Origin of the sequence: Streptomyces aureoversilis, assembly GCF_042657885.1 — a bacterium.
In the GTDB taxonomy this organism is placed as follows: Bacteria; Actinomycetota; Actinomycetes; order Streptomycetales; family Streptomycetaceae; genus Streptomyces; species Streptomyces aureoversilis.
Map to the genome: position 1 here is coordinate 387,369 of NZ_JBHSKJ010000002.1, position 13,501 is coordinate 400,869.

Below are 13,501 nucleotides of genomic sequence, written 5' to 3' on the forward strand. Positions count from 1 at the left end.
CGAGGGGGGCGACGATGGACGCGCGGTACGAGGTCTACTGCCTGGCCGACAGGCACTTCTACGAGACCCCGGACCGGCTGTCCGTCCCGGGGGCGGGCGGCGAGGGATCCCAAGAGGCGGGCTGGTACGAGACCGCCCGCCGCCCCGCCCCCGCCGGCTGGAGCACCTCCCGCCACGGCGACTGGCTCCACGTCTTCCCCGCCGGGGAGGACGGCGGCCCGCGGCCCGGGCAGCCCCACCAGGGCTGGAAGATCCACGTCTCCGCCACCGCCGACACCGCGGACAAGACCGCCGCCGACGTCTGGGACTACTGCGTCGCCCGGGACATCCCGTTCAAGTTCGTCCCCGGCCCCCACCTGCTCCACCTGCGCAACAACAAGTACGCGGAGCGCGGCCACAGCGGGAAGTTCGTCACCGTCTACCCCTCCGGCGAGGAGCAGCTGCACACCACCCTCGCCGGGCTGCACGAGATCGTCGGCGGCCGCCCCGGCCCGTACATCCTCACCGACCTGCGCTGGCACGAAGGCCCCCTCTACGTCCGCTACGGCGCCTTCACCCGCCGCTTCTGCATCGACGGGCGCGGCGCCCTCGTGCCCGCCGTCGAGGACGGGGACGGCAAGCTCGTCCCCGACTCCCGCAACCCCGCCTTCCAGGTCCCCGCGTGGGTGACGCTCCCCGGCTTCCTCGCCCCGCACCTCGCCGCGCGCAACGCCACCACCGTCGGCGACCTGCCCTACCGCATCGAGAAGGCCCTGCACTTCTCCAACGGCGGCGGCGTCTACGCCGGCACCGACACGCGCGACGGCCGCAAGGTCGTCCTCAAGGAAGGCCGCCCCCACGCCGGGCTCGCCGCCGACGGGGCCGACGCCGTCGCCCGCCTGGAGCGCGAGAAGGACGCCCTGGAGCGGCTCGCCGGCCTCGGCGTCGCCCCCGAGCCGCGGGACTGGCTCACCATCGGCGACCACCGCTTCCTCGTCATGGACTTCGTCGAGGGCAAGCCCCTCAACTCCTTCTTCGCCCACCGCCACCCGCTGCTCGCCGCGGACCCGGAGCCCACCGCCACCGCCGACTACACCGCGTGGGCGCTGCGCATCCACCGCGCCGTCGAGGAGGCCGTCGAGAAGGTCCACGCGCGGGGCGTCGTCTTCAACGACCTCCACATGTTCAACATCATGGTCGCGCCGGACGAAGAATCCGTCGTCCTCATCGACTTCGAGGCCGCCGCGCCCGCCTCCGAGCACGGCCGCCAGGTCGTCGCCCACCCCGGGTTCTTCGCCCCGCCGGACCGCCGCGGCACCGATGTCGACCGCTACGCCCTGGCCTGCCTGCGGCTCGCCCTCTTCCTGCCCATCACCACGCTCTTCGTCATCGACCGGGCCAAGGCGGCCCACCTGGCCGACGTGATCGCCGGACAGTTCCCGGTGCCGCGGGAGTTCCTCGACGAGGCGGTGGCGGAGATCACGCGGGGGGTGGGGGAGACCGCCGGTCGTACGGTGACGGAGCCCGCCGGCATGGCGGCGGAAGCCGTCGCGGTGGCGGATCCGCCGGGCTCCGTGGCGCCGCCGAGCACCGGCCCGGCCGGGGCCGCCCCGGGGGAGGCGGCCGGGCCGGCCCCCTCCGCGGCCTCCGGCCCGCCCGGGCGCCGCACCCACACCCTCGCCCCCGGCGCCGGTCGCGCCCTCGCCCCGCACGACCTGCCCGACCCCGCCGAGGACTGGCCCCGCGCCCGCGCGTCCATGGTCCGCGCCCTCCTCGCCTCCGCCACGCCGGAGCGCGACGACCGCCTCTTCCCCGGGGACATCGCCCAGTTCGCCGAGGGCGGCGGCCTCGGCCTCGCGCACGGCGCCGCGGGCGTCCTGCACGCCCTCGCCGAAGCCGGCGCCGAGCGCTACGAAGAGGGCGAGGAGTGGCTGCTGCGGCAGACGGCCCCCGTCCCGTCCGGCACCCCGCTCGGCCTCTACGACGGCCTCGCCGGCGTCGCCTGCACCCTCGACCGGCTCGGCCACACCCGGCGCGCCCTGGACCTGTCCGGGCTCATGCTCGGCGAGCAGTGGCAGCGCCTCACCTCCGACCTGCGCAGCGGCCTGGCCGGCGTCGGCCTCGCCCTCGACCACCTCGCCCGCACCACCGGCGAACGCCAGCTCCACGACCAGGCCGTCGAGGCCGCCCAGCTCCTCGCCGACCGGCTCGCCGCCGACTCCTCCGGCCGGGAGGACGACAGCGGCGCACCCCGCCGGCGCGCCGGCCTCCTGCGCGGCGCGAGCGGGCCCGCCCTGCTCTTCCTGCGGCTGTACGAGCGCACCGGCGCCCCCGCCCTCCTCGACCTCGCCGAGCAGGCCCTGCGCGCCGACCTCGCCCGCTGCACCCGCACGGACAACGGCACCCTCGAAGTCGACGAGGGCTGGCGCACCATGCCCTACCTCGGTGACGGCAGCGCCGGCATCGGCATGGTCCTGGACGACTTCCTCGCCCACGCCCCGGACCCCGACCCGTACTTGACCGAGGCGCGTGACGGCATCCTCACCGCCGCCCGCTCCCGCTTCTACGCCCAGCCCGGGCTGTTCCAGGGCCGGGCCGGGATGATCCTGCACCTCGCCCGCACCACCGCGCCCGGCGCGACCGCGGAGCACCTCGCCGCGCAGGTCCGCGGGCTCTCCTGGTACGCCATGTCCTACCAGGGCGAACTCGCCTACCCCGGCAGCCAGATGATGCGGCTGTCCATGGACCTCGCCACCGGAACGGCCGGCTGCCTGCTCGCCCTCGCCGCCGCCCTCGGCGACGACGGCGCCCGGCCGCCCGCAGGGCCCGCGCAGCTGCCGTTTCTAGCGCCCCCACGGGGGCCCCGAAGCCGGCTCCATGCCGTTGTGGAGCCGTAGCAAGAAAACGCAAGTAGCAAGTAGCAACAGAACGAAAGAAACCGGACCCCGTCCCCACGGGAACCCCACGAAAGGAACACGACCATGGCGCTCCTCGACCTGCAGAACATGGAGTCCGACGAGAACACCGGCGGTCACGGCGGCGGCGGCCAGAGCACGGTCAGCCTGCTCTCGTGCGTCAGCACCGCCAGCGTGCTGATCTGTCTGTGATCCGGTGCCGGATCCGACGCTGATCCGGCACCGGGCGGGCCCCTCCTGCGACGAGGGGCCCGCCCGGGTCCGCTTTTCCCCTACGGATGGTACGGACACGAGGGCCACCGATCCATGGCACACACCCGCACCGCCACGGCCTCCGCCGGAGACCGGCTGCTGCTCGGCACCGCCCGGCACAACGCCGGCCGCGCCGCCGCGCTCGCCCTCCTCGCGGTCGCCTCCACCGGAGCCGCGCTGCTGCTGCCCGTCACCCTCGGCCACACCCTCGACCTGCTCCTCGCCCGCCGCGGCGCCGACGCCGGCCGCTGGGTCGCCCTGTGCGCGCTCCTCGTCGCCGGGCCCGCCGCCCTCGACGCCCTCACCGAACTCCTCACCGGCACCACCGCCGCCCGCGCCACCGCCCGGCTGCGCCACCGGCTCCTCGGCCACGTCCTCGCCGCGGGCCCGCAGGCCACCGGCCGCTTCCCGCCCGGCGACCTCGTCACCCGCCTCGTCGGCAACGCCGCCGACACCGGCACCGCGCCCGCCACGCTCGCCCACGCCGCCGCCTCCGTGGCCGGCCCCGTCGGCGGGATCGTCGCCCTCGGCCTCATCGACCCCTGGCTCGCGCTCGCCTTCCTCGCCGGCGCCCCCCTGCTCGCCGCCCTCCTGCACGCCTTCACCCGCGCCTCCACGGACTGCGTCGCCCGCTACCAGCAGCTCCAGGGGGACATCGCCGGGCGCCTCGTCGAAGCGCTCGACGGCGCCCGCACCATCGCCGCCGCCGGCACCGCCGCCCGCGAAGAGGCCCGCATCCTCCGGCCGCTGCCCGGGCTCTCCCGCCAGGGGCACCGCATGTGGCGCGTCCAGGGCCGCTCCACGGCCCAGGCCGGCACGCTCGTGCCGCTGCTCCAGATCACCGTCCTCGCCGTCGCCGGCCTCCGGCTCTCCCAGGGCCTCCTCACCGTCGGAGACCTCCTCGCCGCCTCCCGCTACGCCGTCCTCGCCACCGGCGTCGGCATGCTCGTCGGCCACCTCAACGCCGCGGCCCGCGCCCGCGCCGCGGCCGCCCGCACCGCGGAGGTCCTCGCCGTGCCCGAAGTCCCTTACGGGGAGCGGCGGCTGCCGCCCGGGCCCGGCACGCTGGAGCTGCGCGGCGTGAGCGTCGTGCGGGGCGGGCGCCGGGTCCTGCACGAGGTGAGCGTGACGGTCCCCGGAGGGACGTCGCTGGCCGTCGTCGGACGCTCCGGCAGCGGCAAGTCCGTCCTCGCGCAGGCCGCCGGCCGGCTCACGGACCCCGACGCCGGCACCGTCCTCCTCGACGGCGTCCCCCTCCCCGCCCTCCGCCGCGACGACCTGCGCCGCGCCGTCGGCCACGCCTTCGCCCGGCCCGCGCTTCTGGGCGGCACGGTCGGCGGCACGATCGGCTTCGGGGCGGTCACACCGGGGCGCAAGGCGCGGGAGGCCGCGGCGCGGGCGGCGTGCGCGCACGACTTCGTACGGCGCCTCCCGCGCGGCTACGACACGCCCTGCGCGGACGCCCCCCTCTCGGGCGGCGAAGCCCAGCGCCTGGGCCTCGCCCGCGCCTTCGCCCACACCGGCCGCCTCCTGATCCTGGACGACGCCACGTCCAGCCTGGACACGGCGACGGAACGCCGCGTAACGGCAGCCCTGCACGCTGCCGCCGCCCCCACGCGCGTACTGATAGCCCACCGCGTGACCACGGCCGCGAGCACGGACCGCGTCCTGTGGCTCCACGAGGGCGAGGTAAGGGCGCTGGCCCCGCACGCCGAGCTGTGGCGGGACCCGCAGTACAGGGCGGTCTTCGATGCCTGAGGCATCATCACGACCGCCGAGCCGCCCGGTGGGGGTGCCCCGCCGCAGCGACGGAAGAGAACCGCGAGGCCCCGACCTCGGACCGCCCGACCGCGCGAGCGCAGGCCTGCTCCTTCCGCCGCGACGGCGAGTCGTCCTGCGGCGCATTCCGGCGGTGCCGGCCGGCCTCGGCCGTCACGGGCGGAGCCGTCCGGCGGTGGCGACGCGGCTGCTGACGTCGGCCGGGTGTCAGCCACTCCTCTTCCGCCGCGATGGCGAGTCGTCCCACGGCCAGTCCCGGCGGTGCCGGGCCGGGCTTTGGCGTCCCGGGGGAAGTTGTCCGGTGATGCCGGGCCGGCCGTTGGTGTCGGCCGGGTGTCGGCCACCCTTCTTCGGCCGCGACGGCGAGTGGTCCTACGGCGGGTCCCGGCGGTGCCGGGCCGGGCTTTGGCGTCCCGGCGGGAGTTGTCCGGTGATGCCGGGCCGGCCGTCGGTGTCGGCCGGGTGTCGGCCACCCCTCTTCCGCCGCGACGGCGAGTCGTCCTACGGCGCATTCCGGCGGTGCCGGGCCGGGTGCAGCCGTTCCGCCGATTCAGGAGGTCCCCGTGACACCCGTTGAGCCCGGGCTCGCCCGGCGAGGTGTTCGTTACCTCGCCGGACGGCGGCGCGTCGTCGCGGCGCTGCTCGCGTGGTCCGTCGTTGAGGCCGGGTACACGTTCGCGCTGGGGTACGCGCTGGCCGAGGCGCTCGACGGGGGGTTTCTCGCCGGGCGGCCCCGCACGGGGCTGGCGTGGCTGGGGCTGGCCGCGGTGGCCGTGGTCGTCGGGGCGTACGGGACCGGGCGTACGTACGGCGGCGTCGCCGGACTCGTGGAGCCCTTCCGGGACGGGCTCGTGAGGACGGTCGTCTCCCGCGCCCTGCACCGCGGCGACACCGCGGCCGTGTCCCGGCTGACGCACCAGGTGGAGATCGCCCGTGACGCCTTCGCCGGCCTGGTCATGGTCTCGCGCTCGTTCGTCTTCACCGCGGCCGGTGCCCTGACGGGCCTGTTCCTGCTCGCGCCCCCGCTGCTGGCGGTCGTCGCGCCGCCCCTCGCGCTCGGCCTCGTCCTGTTCCTGGCGACGCTGCGCCCGCTGGCCCGCCGCCAGGAGGCGTACCTCGCCGCGGACGAGGCCCTCGCCGCCGTGCTCGGCGACGTCTTCTCCGGCCTGCGCGACGTCACCGCGGCGGGCGCCGAGCCCCGCGTCCGCGCGGAGACGGGCGCGCTCACCGACGCCGCGCTGCACGCCTCCCGTTCGCTCGCCCGCTGGTCCGTCGTCCGGGTCATTGCCCTGGCCCTGGCCGGGCAGCTGCCGGTGGTGCTCCTGCTGGCCGGGGCGCCGTGGCTGCTGGACCGGGGCGTCACCGCGGGCGGCCTGGTGGGCGCGCTGGCCTATCTGACGCAGTCCCTGATGCCCGCGCTGCAGAACCTCGTCCACGGCCTCGGCACGAGCGGCTCGCGCCTCGCCGTGGTGGTGCGCAGGCTGACGGAGCAGGGCCCGCCGACGCCGGCCGCCGGGGTGGCGGGCATCCCGCCGGCCACCCCGCCGTCCACCTCCGCCTCCACCCCCGCCCTCGAACTGCGCCGCCTCACCTTCGCGTACGGCGACCGCGCCGACCCCGTCGTACGGGACCTGGACCTGACGCTGCCCCGGGGCGCGCACCTCGCGGTCGTCGGCCCCAGCGGCGTCGGGAAGTCGACGCTGGCCGGGCTGGTCGCGGGCCTCCTGCGCCCGGGCGGCGGCGAGGTCACCGTGGGCGGCGCCCGGGCGGGCACGGCGGCGGCCGCCGCGCAGCGGGTGCTGATCCCGCAGGAGGCGTACGTGTTCACGGGGACGCTCGCCGACAACCTGGGCTACCTGCGCGCCGCCCCCGTCCCCGAGGACGAGCTGCGGGCGGCCGCCGAGGCGCTCGGCATGGAGGAACTCGTCCGCCGCGTGGGCGGTTTCGCGGCCCCCCTCGCCCCGGCGGAGCTCTCGGCGGGGGAGCGGCAGCAGGTCGCCCTGGCCCGGGCGTACCTGTCGCCCGCCCCCCTGGCCGTGCTGGACGAGGCGACCTGTCACCTCGACCCCGTAGCGGAGGCCCGCGCGGAGCGGGCCTTCGCGCGCCGCCCGGGCGGCACCCTCGTCGTCATCGCGCACCGGGCCTCATCCGCCCGCCGGGCCGGCCGCATCCTGGTGATGGACGGCGCGGACACGGCCTGCGGGGAGCACCACGAGCTGCTGGCGCGGTCCCCGCTCTACCGCGACCTCATGGGCGCCGCGGAACCCGCGCAGCTTGCAGAACCCGCGCAACCTGCGGAACCCGCGCACCCCGTACCCCGCACCCCCGCGCACCCCAACCCCTCACACCCCAACCCCTCACACCCACCCCGCCACCTGCGAGATACGGATCGCGTCGACCCGGTTCCGCGCCCCGGTCTTGCGGGTGATGGCGGCCATGTAGTTGCGCACCGTCCCGTTGGACAGGTGCAGGCTGTGGGCGATCTCCCCGACGGACGCCCCCTCCGCCGCGAGTGACAGCACGCTCAGCTCGCGTCTGGTCAGGGGGATCTCCGCGGCCTCCAGGAAGCCGAAGCCGAGCGTCTCGTCGATGTACCGCTCGCCGTTCGCCACATGCCGTATCCCTTCGACGAGCCGGTCGGGAGAAGCGTTTTTGCTCAGGTACCCCAGAGCCTTCTCCTCGTACGCCCGGCGCAGGGGCCCCGGCCGGCCCGCGCTGGCCAGGGCGAGCAGGGCCACCCTGTCGTCGCGTGCGTCACCGTGCCCGGACAGCTCCCGCAGACCGCCCGGCCCGCCGGCCTCCGGGCTGTCCATGTCCACCACGCACACGTCCGGCCGCAGCGAGTCGGACATGGCCACCGCGCGCTGCCATGACGCCGATGAGACCTCCAGGTCCGGCTCTCTGCCGATGAGAGCCGCCAGCGCCGCTCGCAGCAGATAGGTGTCATGCACCAGAAGAACCCGGATCACGGTCCCCGCCTTCCCGCTCCCCCGCGCAGCGTGTGCTGCACCGGACACCGACGCTCATTCATACCGGCGTGTGCCACCGCTCCGGGCGCGTATACCGGACATGGAGGGGGCGCAAGGGCGCATGAATTCCGCCACGTGCGCCCCAAGTTCACTCGAAAGCGCCCCTCATGAATCGGGTGCCGGGGGTAGCGCGTCAGGCCTGTTGTGGGGTAGTGAGCCGAATGAGCCGGCAGACGGTCTCGATGTCGATCCGCACCTGTGCGATCGAAGCGCGCCCCGAGAGCCAGGTGATGAGCGCCGAGTGCCAGGTGTGCTCGATGACGCGGACGGCGGAGAGCTGCTCGGGGGAGGGCGGCCCGGCCGGCCCCATGGCGTCCAGGATGATCGTCGTGGTGAGCCGGGAGACGGTGTCGACCTCGGAGCTCACCGAGCGGTCGGCGAAGGTGAGGGCGCGCACCATCGCGTCGGCCAGGTGCGGTTCGCGCTGCATCGCGCGGAAGGCCCGCATCAGGGTCTGGGCCACGCGCGCGGCCGGGTCGGCGTCGGTGGGCGGGCGCTTGCGCAGCGTCCCGTGCAGCCGCTGCAGCTGGTCCTGCATGGTGGCGACCAGCAGGTGGACCTTGGAGGGGAAGTAGCGGTAGAGCGTGCCGAGCGCGACGCCCGCCGCCTCGGCGACCTCGCGCATCTGCACGGCGTCGAAGCCGCCGCGGCTCGCGAGCTCCGCGGTGGCCTGCAGGATCCGGCGGCGGCGGGCCTCCTGACGCTCGGTCAGGGGAAGGCTGGGCCCGGCGGGTACGGCCCGCGCGGTCGGCGACTTGGGTTCCGTCGTCATATGTCCCATTCCGTGGCAATCCATCCAGGGTGTCTGTCCGGCCCGGACGGCACAGCATGGCAGGGGCCGGGCCGTGGCGCGAATCACCCGATCCGGTCCTGGCGACCGCCTTTCCGGCCGGTAGATTCGAGGCTTCTGGACGACCCAGTCTGAAACTTGTTCTAGATTAGCGCGACCGGTTACGCTCCGGCCGGAACAGCAGCCAGAAGGAGGCCGGGGGAGTGACCGCTGAGGCCACTGAGGCAGCTCTCGCACATGCGGCGCGCGAGGCGCACGCGGGGCAGGACGCACGGAACGACGGCCTCCGGGACGGGGACGGCGACCGCCCCCTGCGGATCGCGCTGCTCACCTACAAGGGCAACCCGTTCTGCGGCGGCCAGGGCGTCTACGTCCGCCACCTCTCCCGCGAACTCGCCCGCCTCGGGCACAGCGTCGAGGTCATCGGCTCCCAGCCGTACCCCGTCCTCGACGAGGGCGTGACCCTCACCGAGCTCCCGAGCCTCGACCTCTACCGCCAGCCGGACCCCTTCCGCACGCCCGGCCGCGACGAGTACCGCGACTGGATCGACGCGCTGGAGGTCTCCACGATGTGGACGGGCGGCTTCCCCGAGCCGCTCACCTTCAGCCTGCGCGCGCGGCGGCATCTCGCCGCGCAGCGCGGCCGGTTCGACGTCGTCCACGACAACCAGACCCTGGGCTACGGGCTCCTCGGCGGCACCGCCGCGATCGGCGCTCCGCTGGTGACCACCATCCACCACCCCATCACCGTCGACCGGCAGCTCGACCTCGCCGCCGCCGCGGACTGGAAGCGGCGGGCCTCCGTGCGCCGCTGGTACGGCTTCACCCGGATGCAGAAGCGGGTCGCCCGCCGGCTGCCGTCCGTGCTCACCGTCTCCGGCTCCTCGCGCCAGGAGATCGTCGACCACCTCGGCGTCCGGGCCGAGCGGGTGCACGTCGTGCCCATCGGCGCCGACACCGACCTGTTCTCGCCCGACCCGTCCGTGCCCGAGGTCCCGGGCCGCATCGTCACCACCTCCAGCGCGGACGTCCCCCTCAAGGGCCTCATCCACCTGATCGAGGCGCTGGCCGTGGTCCGCCGCCGCCACCCCGGCGCGCACCTCGTGGTCGTCGGCAAGCGCGCCGAGGACGGGCCGATCGCCACCGCGATCCGGCGCTGCGGGCTGGAGGGCGCCGTCGAGTTCGTCAAGGGCATCACCGACGCCGAGCTCGTCGACCTCGTGCGCTCGGCGCAGGTCGCCTGCGTGCCGTCGCTGTACGAGGGCTTCTCGCTGCCGGCCGCCGAGGCCATGGCCACGGGCACACCACTGGCCGCCACCACCGGCGGTGCCATACCGGAGGTCGCGGGCCCCGACGGGGAGACCTGCCTGGCCGTCCCGCCGGGCGACTCCGGAGCCCTCGCCTCCGCCCTGGGCCGGCTCCTGGACGACCCCGGACTCCGCCGCCGCCTCGGCGCCGCGGGCCGCGAACGCGTCCTCTCCCGCTTCACCTGGCGCGAAGCCGCGCTCGGCACGGCCCGCCACTACCGCGAGGCGATCGCCCTCGCGGGCGGCGCCCGAAGTGCCGGACGGCGCGCCTGATGCCGGGCGCGGCACGCTGCACGGTCCGGCGGGAGCCCCGGCCCCGCCGGACGGGCACGACTGCGCTGCCGGCAGCGACCCCTCGCCGCAACGGCGGAGGGCTGCCCGAAGGCGACCGCAGCGCCGCAGGCCACGCCGCGCGACCGGCAGAGATCTCCCGCCGCAGCGGCGCTCGGCCACAGTGGCGCCGTCCGGCGGTGCCGGGCCGGGCTCGTTCGGCACCGCCGGCCTCCGCCGCGGGGGCTGCCCGCCGTTGCGGCGGAGGTCCCGTCGAGCGCGACCGCAGCGCCGCAGGCCATGCCGCGCGACCGGCAGAGATCTCCCGCCGCAGCGGCGCTCGGCCCGCGCGGTGCAGCCCGGCGGTGCCCGACCGAGGTCACCCGGCTGCGCCCTGCTCCGGTGACCCCGGCCGGAGGCCCCCCGTCCCCGCAACCAACCACCCCGTCCCGCCGGCCGAAGGCAAATACCCGTGCTGACCGTCGATTTCTCCCGCTTCCCGCTCGCCGCAGGCGACCGCGTCCTCGACCTGGGCTGCGGCGCGGGCCGGCACGCCTTCGAGTGTTACCGGCGCGGAGCGCGCGTCGTCGCGCTCGACCGCAACGCCGAGGAGATACGCGAGGTCGCCAAGTGGTTCGCCGCCATGAAGGAGGCCGGTGAGGCCCCGGCCGGGGCCACCGCCACCGCCATGGAGGGCGACGCCCTGGCCCTGCCCTTCCCCGACGACAGCTTCGACGTCGTCATCATCTCCGAGGTCATGGAGCACATCCCGGACGACAAGGGCGTGCTCGCCGAGATGGTCCGCGTCCTCAAGCCGGGCGGCCGGATCGCGGTCACCGTCCCGCGCTACGGCCCGGAGAAGATCTGCTGGGCGCTCTCGGACGCCTACCACGAGGTCGAGGGCGGCCACATCCGCATCTACCGCGGCGACGAGCTCCTGGACCGGATGCGCGAGGCCGGCCTGGAGCCGTACGGCACCCACCACGCCCACGGCCTGCACAGCCCCTACTGGTGGCTCAAGTGCGCCTTCGGCGTCGACAACGACAAGGCGCTGCCCGTCCGCGCCTACCACAAGCTGCTGGTCTGGGACATCATGAAGAAGCCCCTGGCCACCCGGGTCGCCGAGCAGGCCCTCAACCCGCTCATCGGCAAGAGCTTCGTGGCGTACGCGACCAAGCCGCACCTGCCCGCCGGGGCGGAGGCGTGACCCTCTTCAGCCGCGGCTCCGGCCGCACCGAGCGCCTCGTGCTGCCCGGCGTCCTGACCGCCGAGCAGGTCACCGCCACCGTCGCGGGCATCGCCGCCGTCCAGCGCGAGGACGGCGCCATCCCCTGGTTCCGCGGCCACCACCTCGACCCGTGGGACCACGTCGAGGCCGCCATGGCCCTCGACGCCGCCGGCGAGCACGGGCGCGCCGAGGCCGCCTACCGCTGGCTGGCCCGCCACCAGAACGGCGACGGCTCCTGGTTCGCCGCCTACGCCGACGGCGCCGCCGACGAGCCCACCGACCGCTCCCGCGAGTCCAACTTCGTCGCCTACGTGGCCGTGGGCGTCTGGCACCACTACCTCGCCACCGGCGACGACGCCTTCCTCGACAGCATGTGGCCGACCGTCTACGCCGCCGTCGAGTTCGTCCTGGCGCTGCAGCAGGCCGGCGGGCAGATCGGCTGGAAGCGCGAGGACGACGGCACCCCCGTCACGGACGCGCTGCTGACCGGTTCCTCGTCCATCCACCAGGCGCTGCGCTGCGCCCTGGCCATCGCCGAGCACCGGGAGGAGCCGCAGCCGGACTGGGAGCTGGCCACGGGCCTGCTCGCGCACGCGATACGCCGCCACCCGGAGCGGTTCCTCGACAAGGACCGCTACTCGATGGACTGGTACTACCCCGTCCTCGGCGGCGCGGTCACCGGCGTCGCCGCCAAGGAGCGCATAGAGGAGGGCTGGGACCGCTTCGTGGTGCCGGGCCTGGGCGTGCGCTGCGTGCTGCCCAACCCGTGGGTGACGGGCGGCGAGAGCTGCGAGCTCGCCCTCGCGCTGTGGGTGATGGGGGAGTCCGACCGCGCCGTGCAGATCCTGCAGTGGATCCAGCACCTGCGGGCCGAGGACGGCATGTACTGGACGGGCTACGTCTACGACGACGACGCCGTCTGGCCGGAGGAGCGCACCACGTGGACGGCGGGTTCGCTGCTCCTCGCGGCGGCCGCGCTCGGGGGCGACGAGGCGACGACCGCCGTGTTCGGCGGGGAGCGGCTGCCCTCCGGGCTGGAGCCGGACTGCTGCGCCTAGCGGCGCACGCGTGAACCGGAATCCGAACGTCCGGGCTCGTCCGGGGAGTTGTCAGTGGGCGGTCCTACAGTGAGGTCATGACGATGACGCTCAGCCACGACCGCTACTGTTCCGAGATCCTGCACCAGACCGACCTCCTGCGGGGCGCCCTGGGCGAGGGCGCCGACGTGTCGGTCACCGTGCCCACCTGCCCGGAGTGGACGCTCGGCCGGCTCCTGCTGCACGTGGGCCAGGCCCACCGGATGGCCACCACGCTCGTGCGCGATCAGGTCAAGGAGTTCGTGCCGCCGTCCACCACCGCCCGGGGCGGCCCCGAGCCCGCCCCGGGCGAGCCCTCCGTGGACGATCTGCCCGCTCTCGCCGCATGGCTCGGCGAAGGCGCCGAGGCGCTGGTGGCCGTCCTGCGCGAGGCGGGGCCCGACAGCCCGGTGTGGACCTTCTCCGAGGACCAGCGGTCCGTCTTCTGGGCCCGCCGGATGACGCACGAGACCCTGATGCACCGCGCCGACGCCCTGGGCGCCCTGGGCGTCCCCTTCACGGCGGAGCCCGAGGTGGCGGCCGACTGCCTCGACGAGTGGCTGGACATCCTCACCTTCCCGGCGGCCGTCGCGTTCAAGCCGCGCCTGGCGGAGCTGCCCGGCCCCGGCCGCACCCTCCATCTGCACGCCACCGACACCCCGGCCGAGCTCGACGCGGAGTGGTTCATCGACCTCACCGGCGAGGGCGTCTCCTGGCGCCGGGCCCACGAGAAGGCCGCCGTGGCCGTCCGCGGTCCGGTGACCGACCTGCTGAGCGTCCTCTTCCGGCGCCTTCCCGCCGACAGCGACCGCGTCGAGGTCCTGGGCGACCGCGAGCTGCTCGACTTCTGGCTGGAGCGGGCCGTCTTCTGAGGCC

9 protein-coding genes and 1 pseudogene are annotated in these 13,501 nt (G+C 75.4%); 8 read left to right on the top strand and 2 right to left on the bottom strand.

All coding sequences use genetic code 11. The features are described 5' to 3' along the window. Positions 1 to 14 precede the first annotated feature (14 nt). From lanKC to ACFPP6_RS04630, 4 genes are all read left to right on the top strand, one after another. Positions 15 to 2,876 (top strand): class III lanthionine synthetase LanKC, encoded by a 2,862-nt coding sequence (lanKC, locus tag ACFPP6_RS04615; RefSeq protein WP_382037461.1) that lies wholly within the window; start codon positions 15 to 17, stop codon positions 2,874 to 2,876. 84 nt (positions 2,877 to 2,960) lie between these two features. Continuing rightward, positions 2,961 to 3,086 carry a SapB/AmfS family lanthipeptide gene (locus tag ACFPP6_RS04620; RefSeq protein WP_058044643.1) on the top strand — a complete coding sequence of 42 codons (126 nt, stop codon included), beginning with the start codon at positions 2,961 to 2,963 and terminating at the stop codon, positions 3,084 to 3,086. A 114-nt stretch (positions 3,087 to 3,200) separates the two neighbouring features. Next, positions 3,201 to 4,904 (top strand): ABC transporter transmembrane domain-containing protein, encoded by a 1,704-nt coding sequence (locus ACFPP6_RS04625; protein ID WP_382037463.1) that lies wholly within the window; start codon positions 3,201 to 3,203, stop codon positions 4,902 to 4,904. A gap of 584 nt (positions 4,905 to 5,488) precedes the next feature. Then, a complete protein-coding gene (locus tag ACFPP6_RS04630) occupies positions 5,489 to 7,441 on the top strand; it encodes an ATP-binding cassette domain-containing protein (RefSeq protein WP_382037465.1) in 1,953 nt (650 codons plus the stop codon). Here the strand turns inward: ACFPP6_RS04630 and ACFPP6_RS04635 are convergent. After that, positions 7,367 to 7,942: pseudogene (locus ACFPP6_RS04635) on the bottom strand (response regulator); the annotation flags it as partial. The gene ACFPP6_RS04630 and the pseudogene ACFPP6_RS04635 sit on opposite strands and share 75 nt — an antisense overlap. A 145-nt stretch (positions 7,943 to 8,087) precedes the next feature. Further along, positions 8,088 to 8,726 (bottom strand): TetR family transcriptional regulator, encoded by a 639-nt coding sequence (locus tag ACFPP6_RS04640; protein WP_382037467.1) that lies wholly within the window; start codon positions 8,724 to 8,726, stop codon positions 8,088 to 8,090. A gap of 221 nt (positions 8,727 to 8,947) precedes the next feature. Here ACFPP6_RS04640 and ACFPP6_RS04645 point away from each other — a divergent pair, with 221 nt between their 5' ends. From ACFPP6_RS04645 to ACFPP6_RS04660, 4 genes are all read left to right on the top strand, one after another. Beyond that, a complete protein-coding gene (locus ACFPP6_RS04645) occupies positions 8,948 to 10,324 on the top strand; it encodes a glycosyltransferase family 4 protein (RefSeq protein ID WP_382037469.1) in 1,377 nt (458 codons plus the stop codon). A 469-nt stretch (positions 10,325 to 10,793) separates the two neighbouring features. Beyond that, positions 10,794 to 11,528 (top strand): class I SAM-dependent methyltransferase, encoded by a 735-nt coding sequence (locus ACFPP6_RS04650; RefSeq protein WP_382037471.1) that lies wholly within the window; start codon positions 10,794 to 10,796, stop codon positions 11,526 to 11,528. Continuing rightward, the gene (locus tag ACFPP6_RS04655) at positions 11,525 to 12,607 is read left to right on the top strand and encodes a prenyltransferase/squalene oxidase repeat-containing protein (RefSeq protein WP_382037473.1); all 1,083 of its coding nucleotides are present in this window, start codon (positions 11,525 to 11,527) and stop codon (positions 12,605 to 12,607) included. Before ACFPP6_RS04650 ends, ACFPP6_RS04655 begins: the two co-directional genes overlap by 4 nt. A gap of 77 nt (positions 12,608 to 12,684) precedes the next feature. Then, positions 12,685 to 13,497 carry a maleylpyruvate isomerase family mycothiol-dependent enzyme gene (locus ACFPP6_RS04660; protein WP_417801528.1) on the top strand — a complete coding sequence of 271 codons (813 nt, stop codon included), beginning with the start codon at positions 12,685 to 12,687 and terminating at the stop codon, positions 13,495 to 13,497. Positions 13,498 to 13,501 lie beyond the last annotated feature (4 nt).

Coding starts and splice junctions, on each gene's coding strand:
- lanKC (WP_382037461.1), top strand. CDS start 15: ATGGACGCGCGGTACGAGGTCTACTGCCTGGCCGACAGGCACTTCTAC.
- ACFPP6_RS04620 (WP_058044643.1), top strand. CDS start 2,961: ATGGCGCTCCTCGACCTGCAGAACATGGAGTCCGACGAGAACACCGGC.
- ACFPP6_RS04625 (WP_382037463.1), top strand. CDS start 3,201: ATGGCACACACCCGCACCGCCACGGCCTCCGCCGGAGACCGGCTGCTG.
- ACFPP6_RS04640 (WP_382037467.1), bottom strand. CDS start 8,726: ATGACGACGGAACCCAAGTCGCCGACCGCGCGGGCCGTACCCGCCGGG.
- ACFPP6_RS04660 (WP_417801528.1), top strand. CDS start 12,685: ATGACGATGACGCTCAGCCACGACCGCTACTGTTCCGAGATCCTGCAC.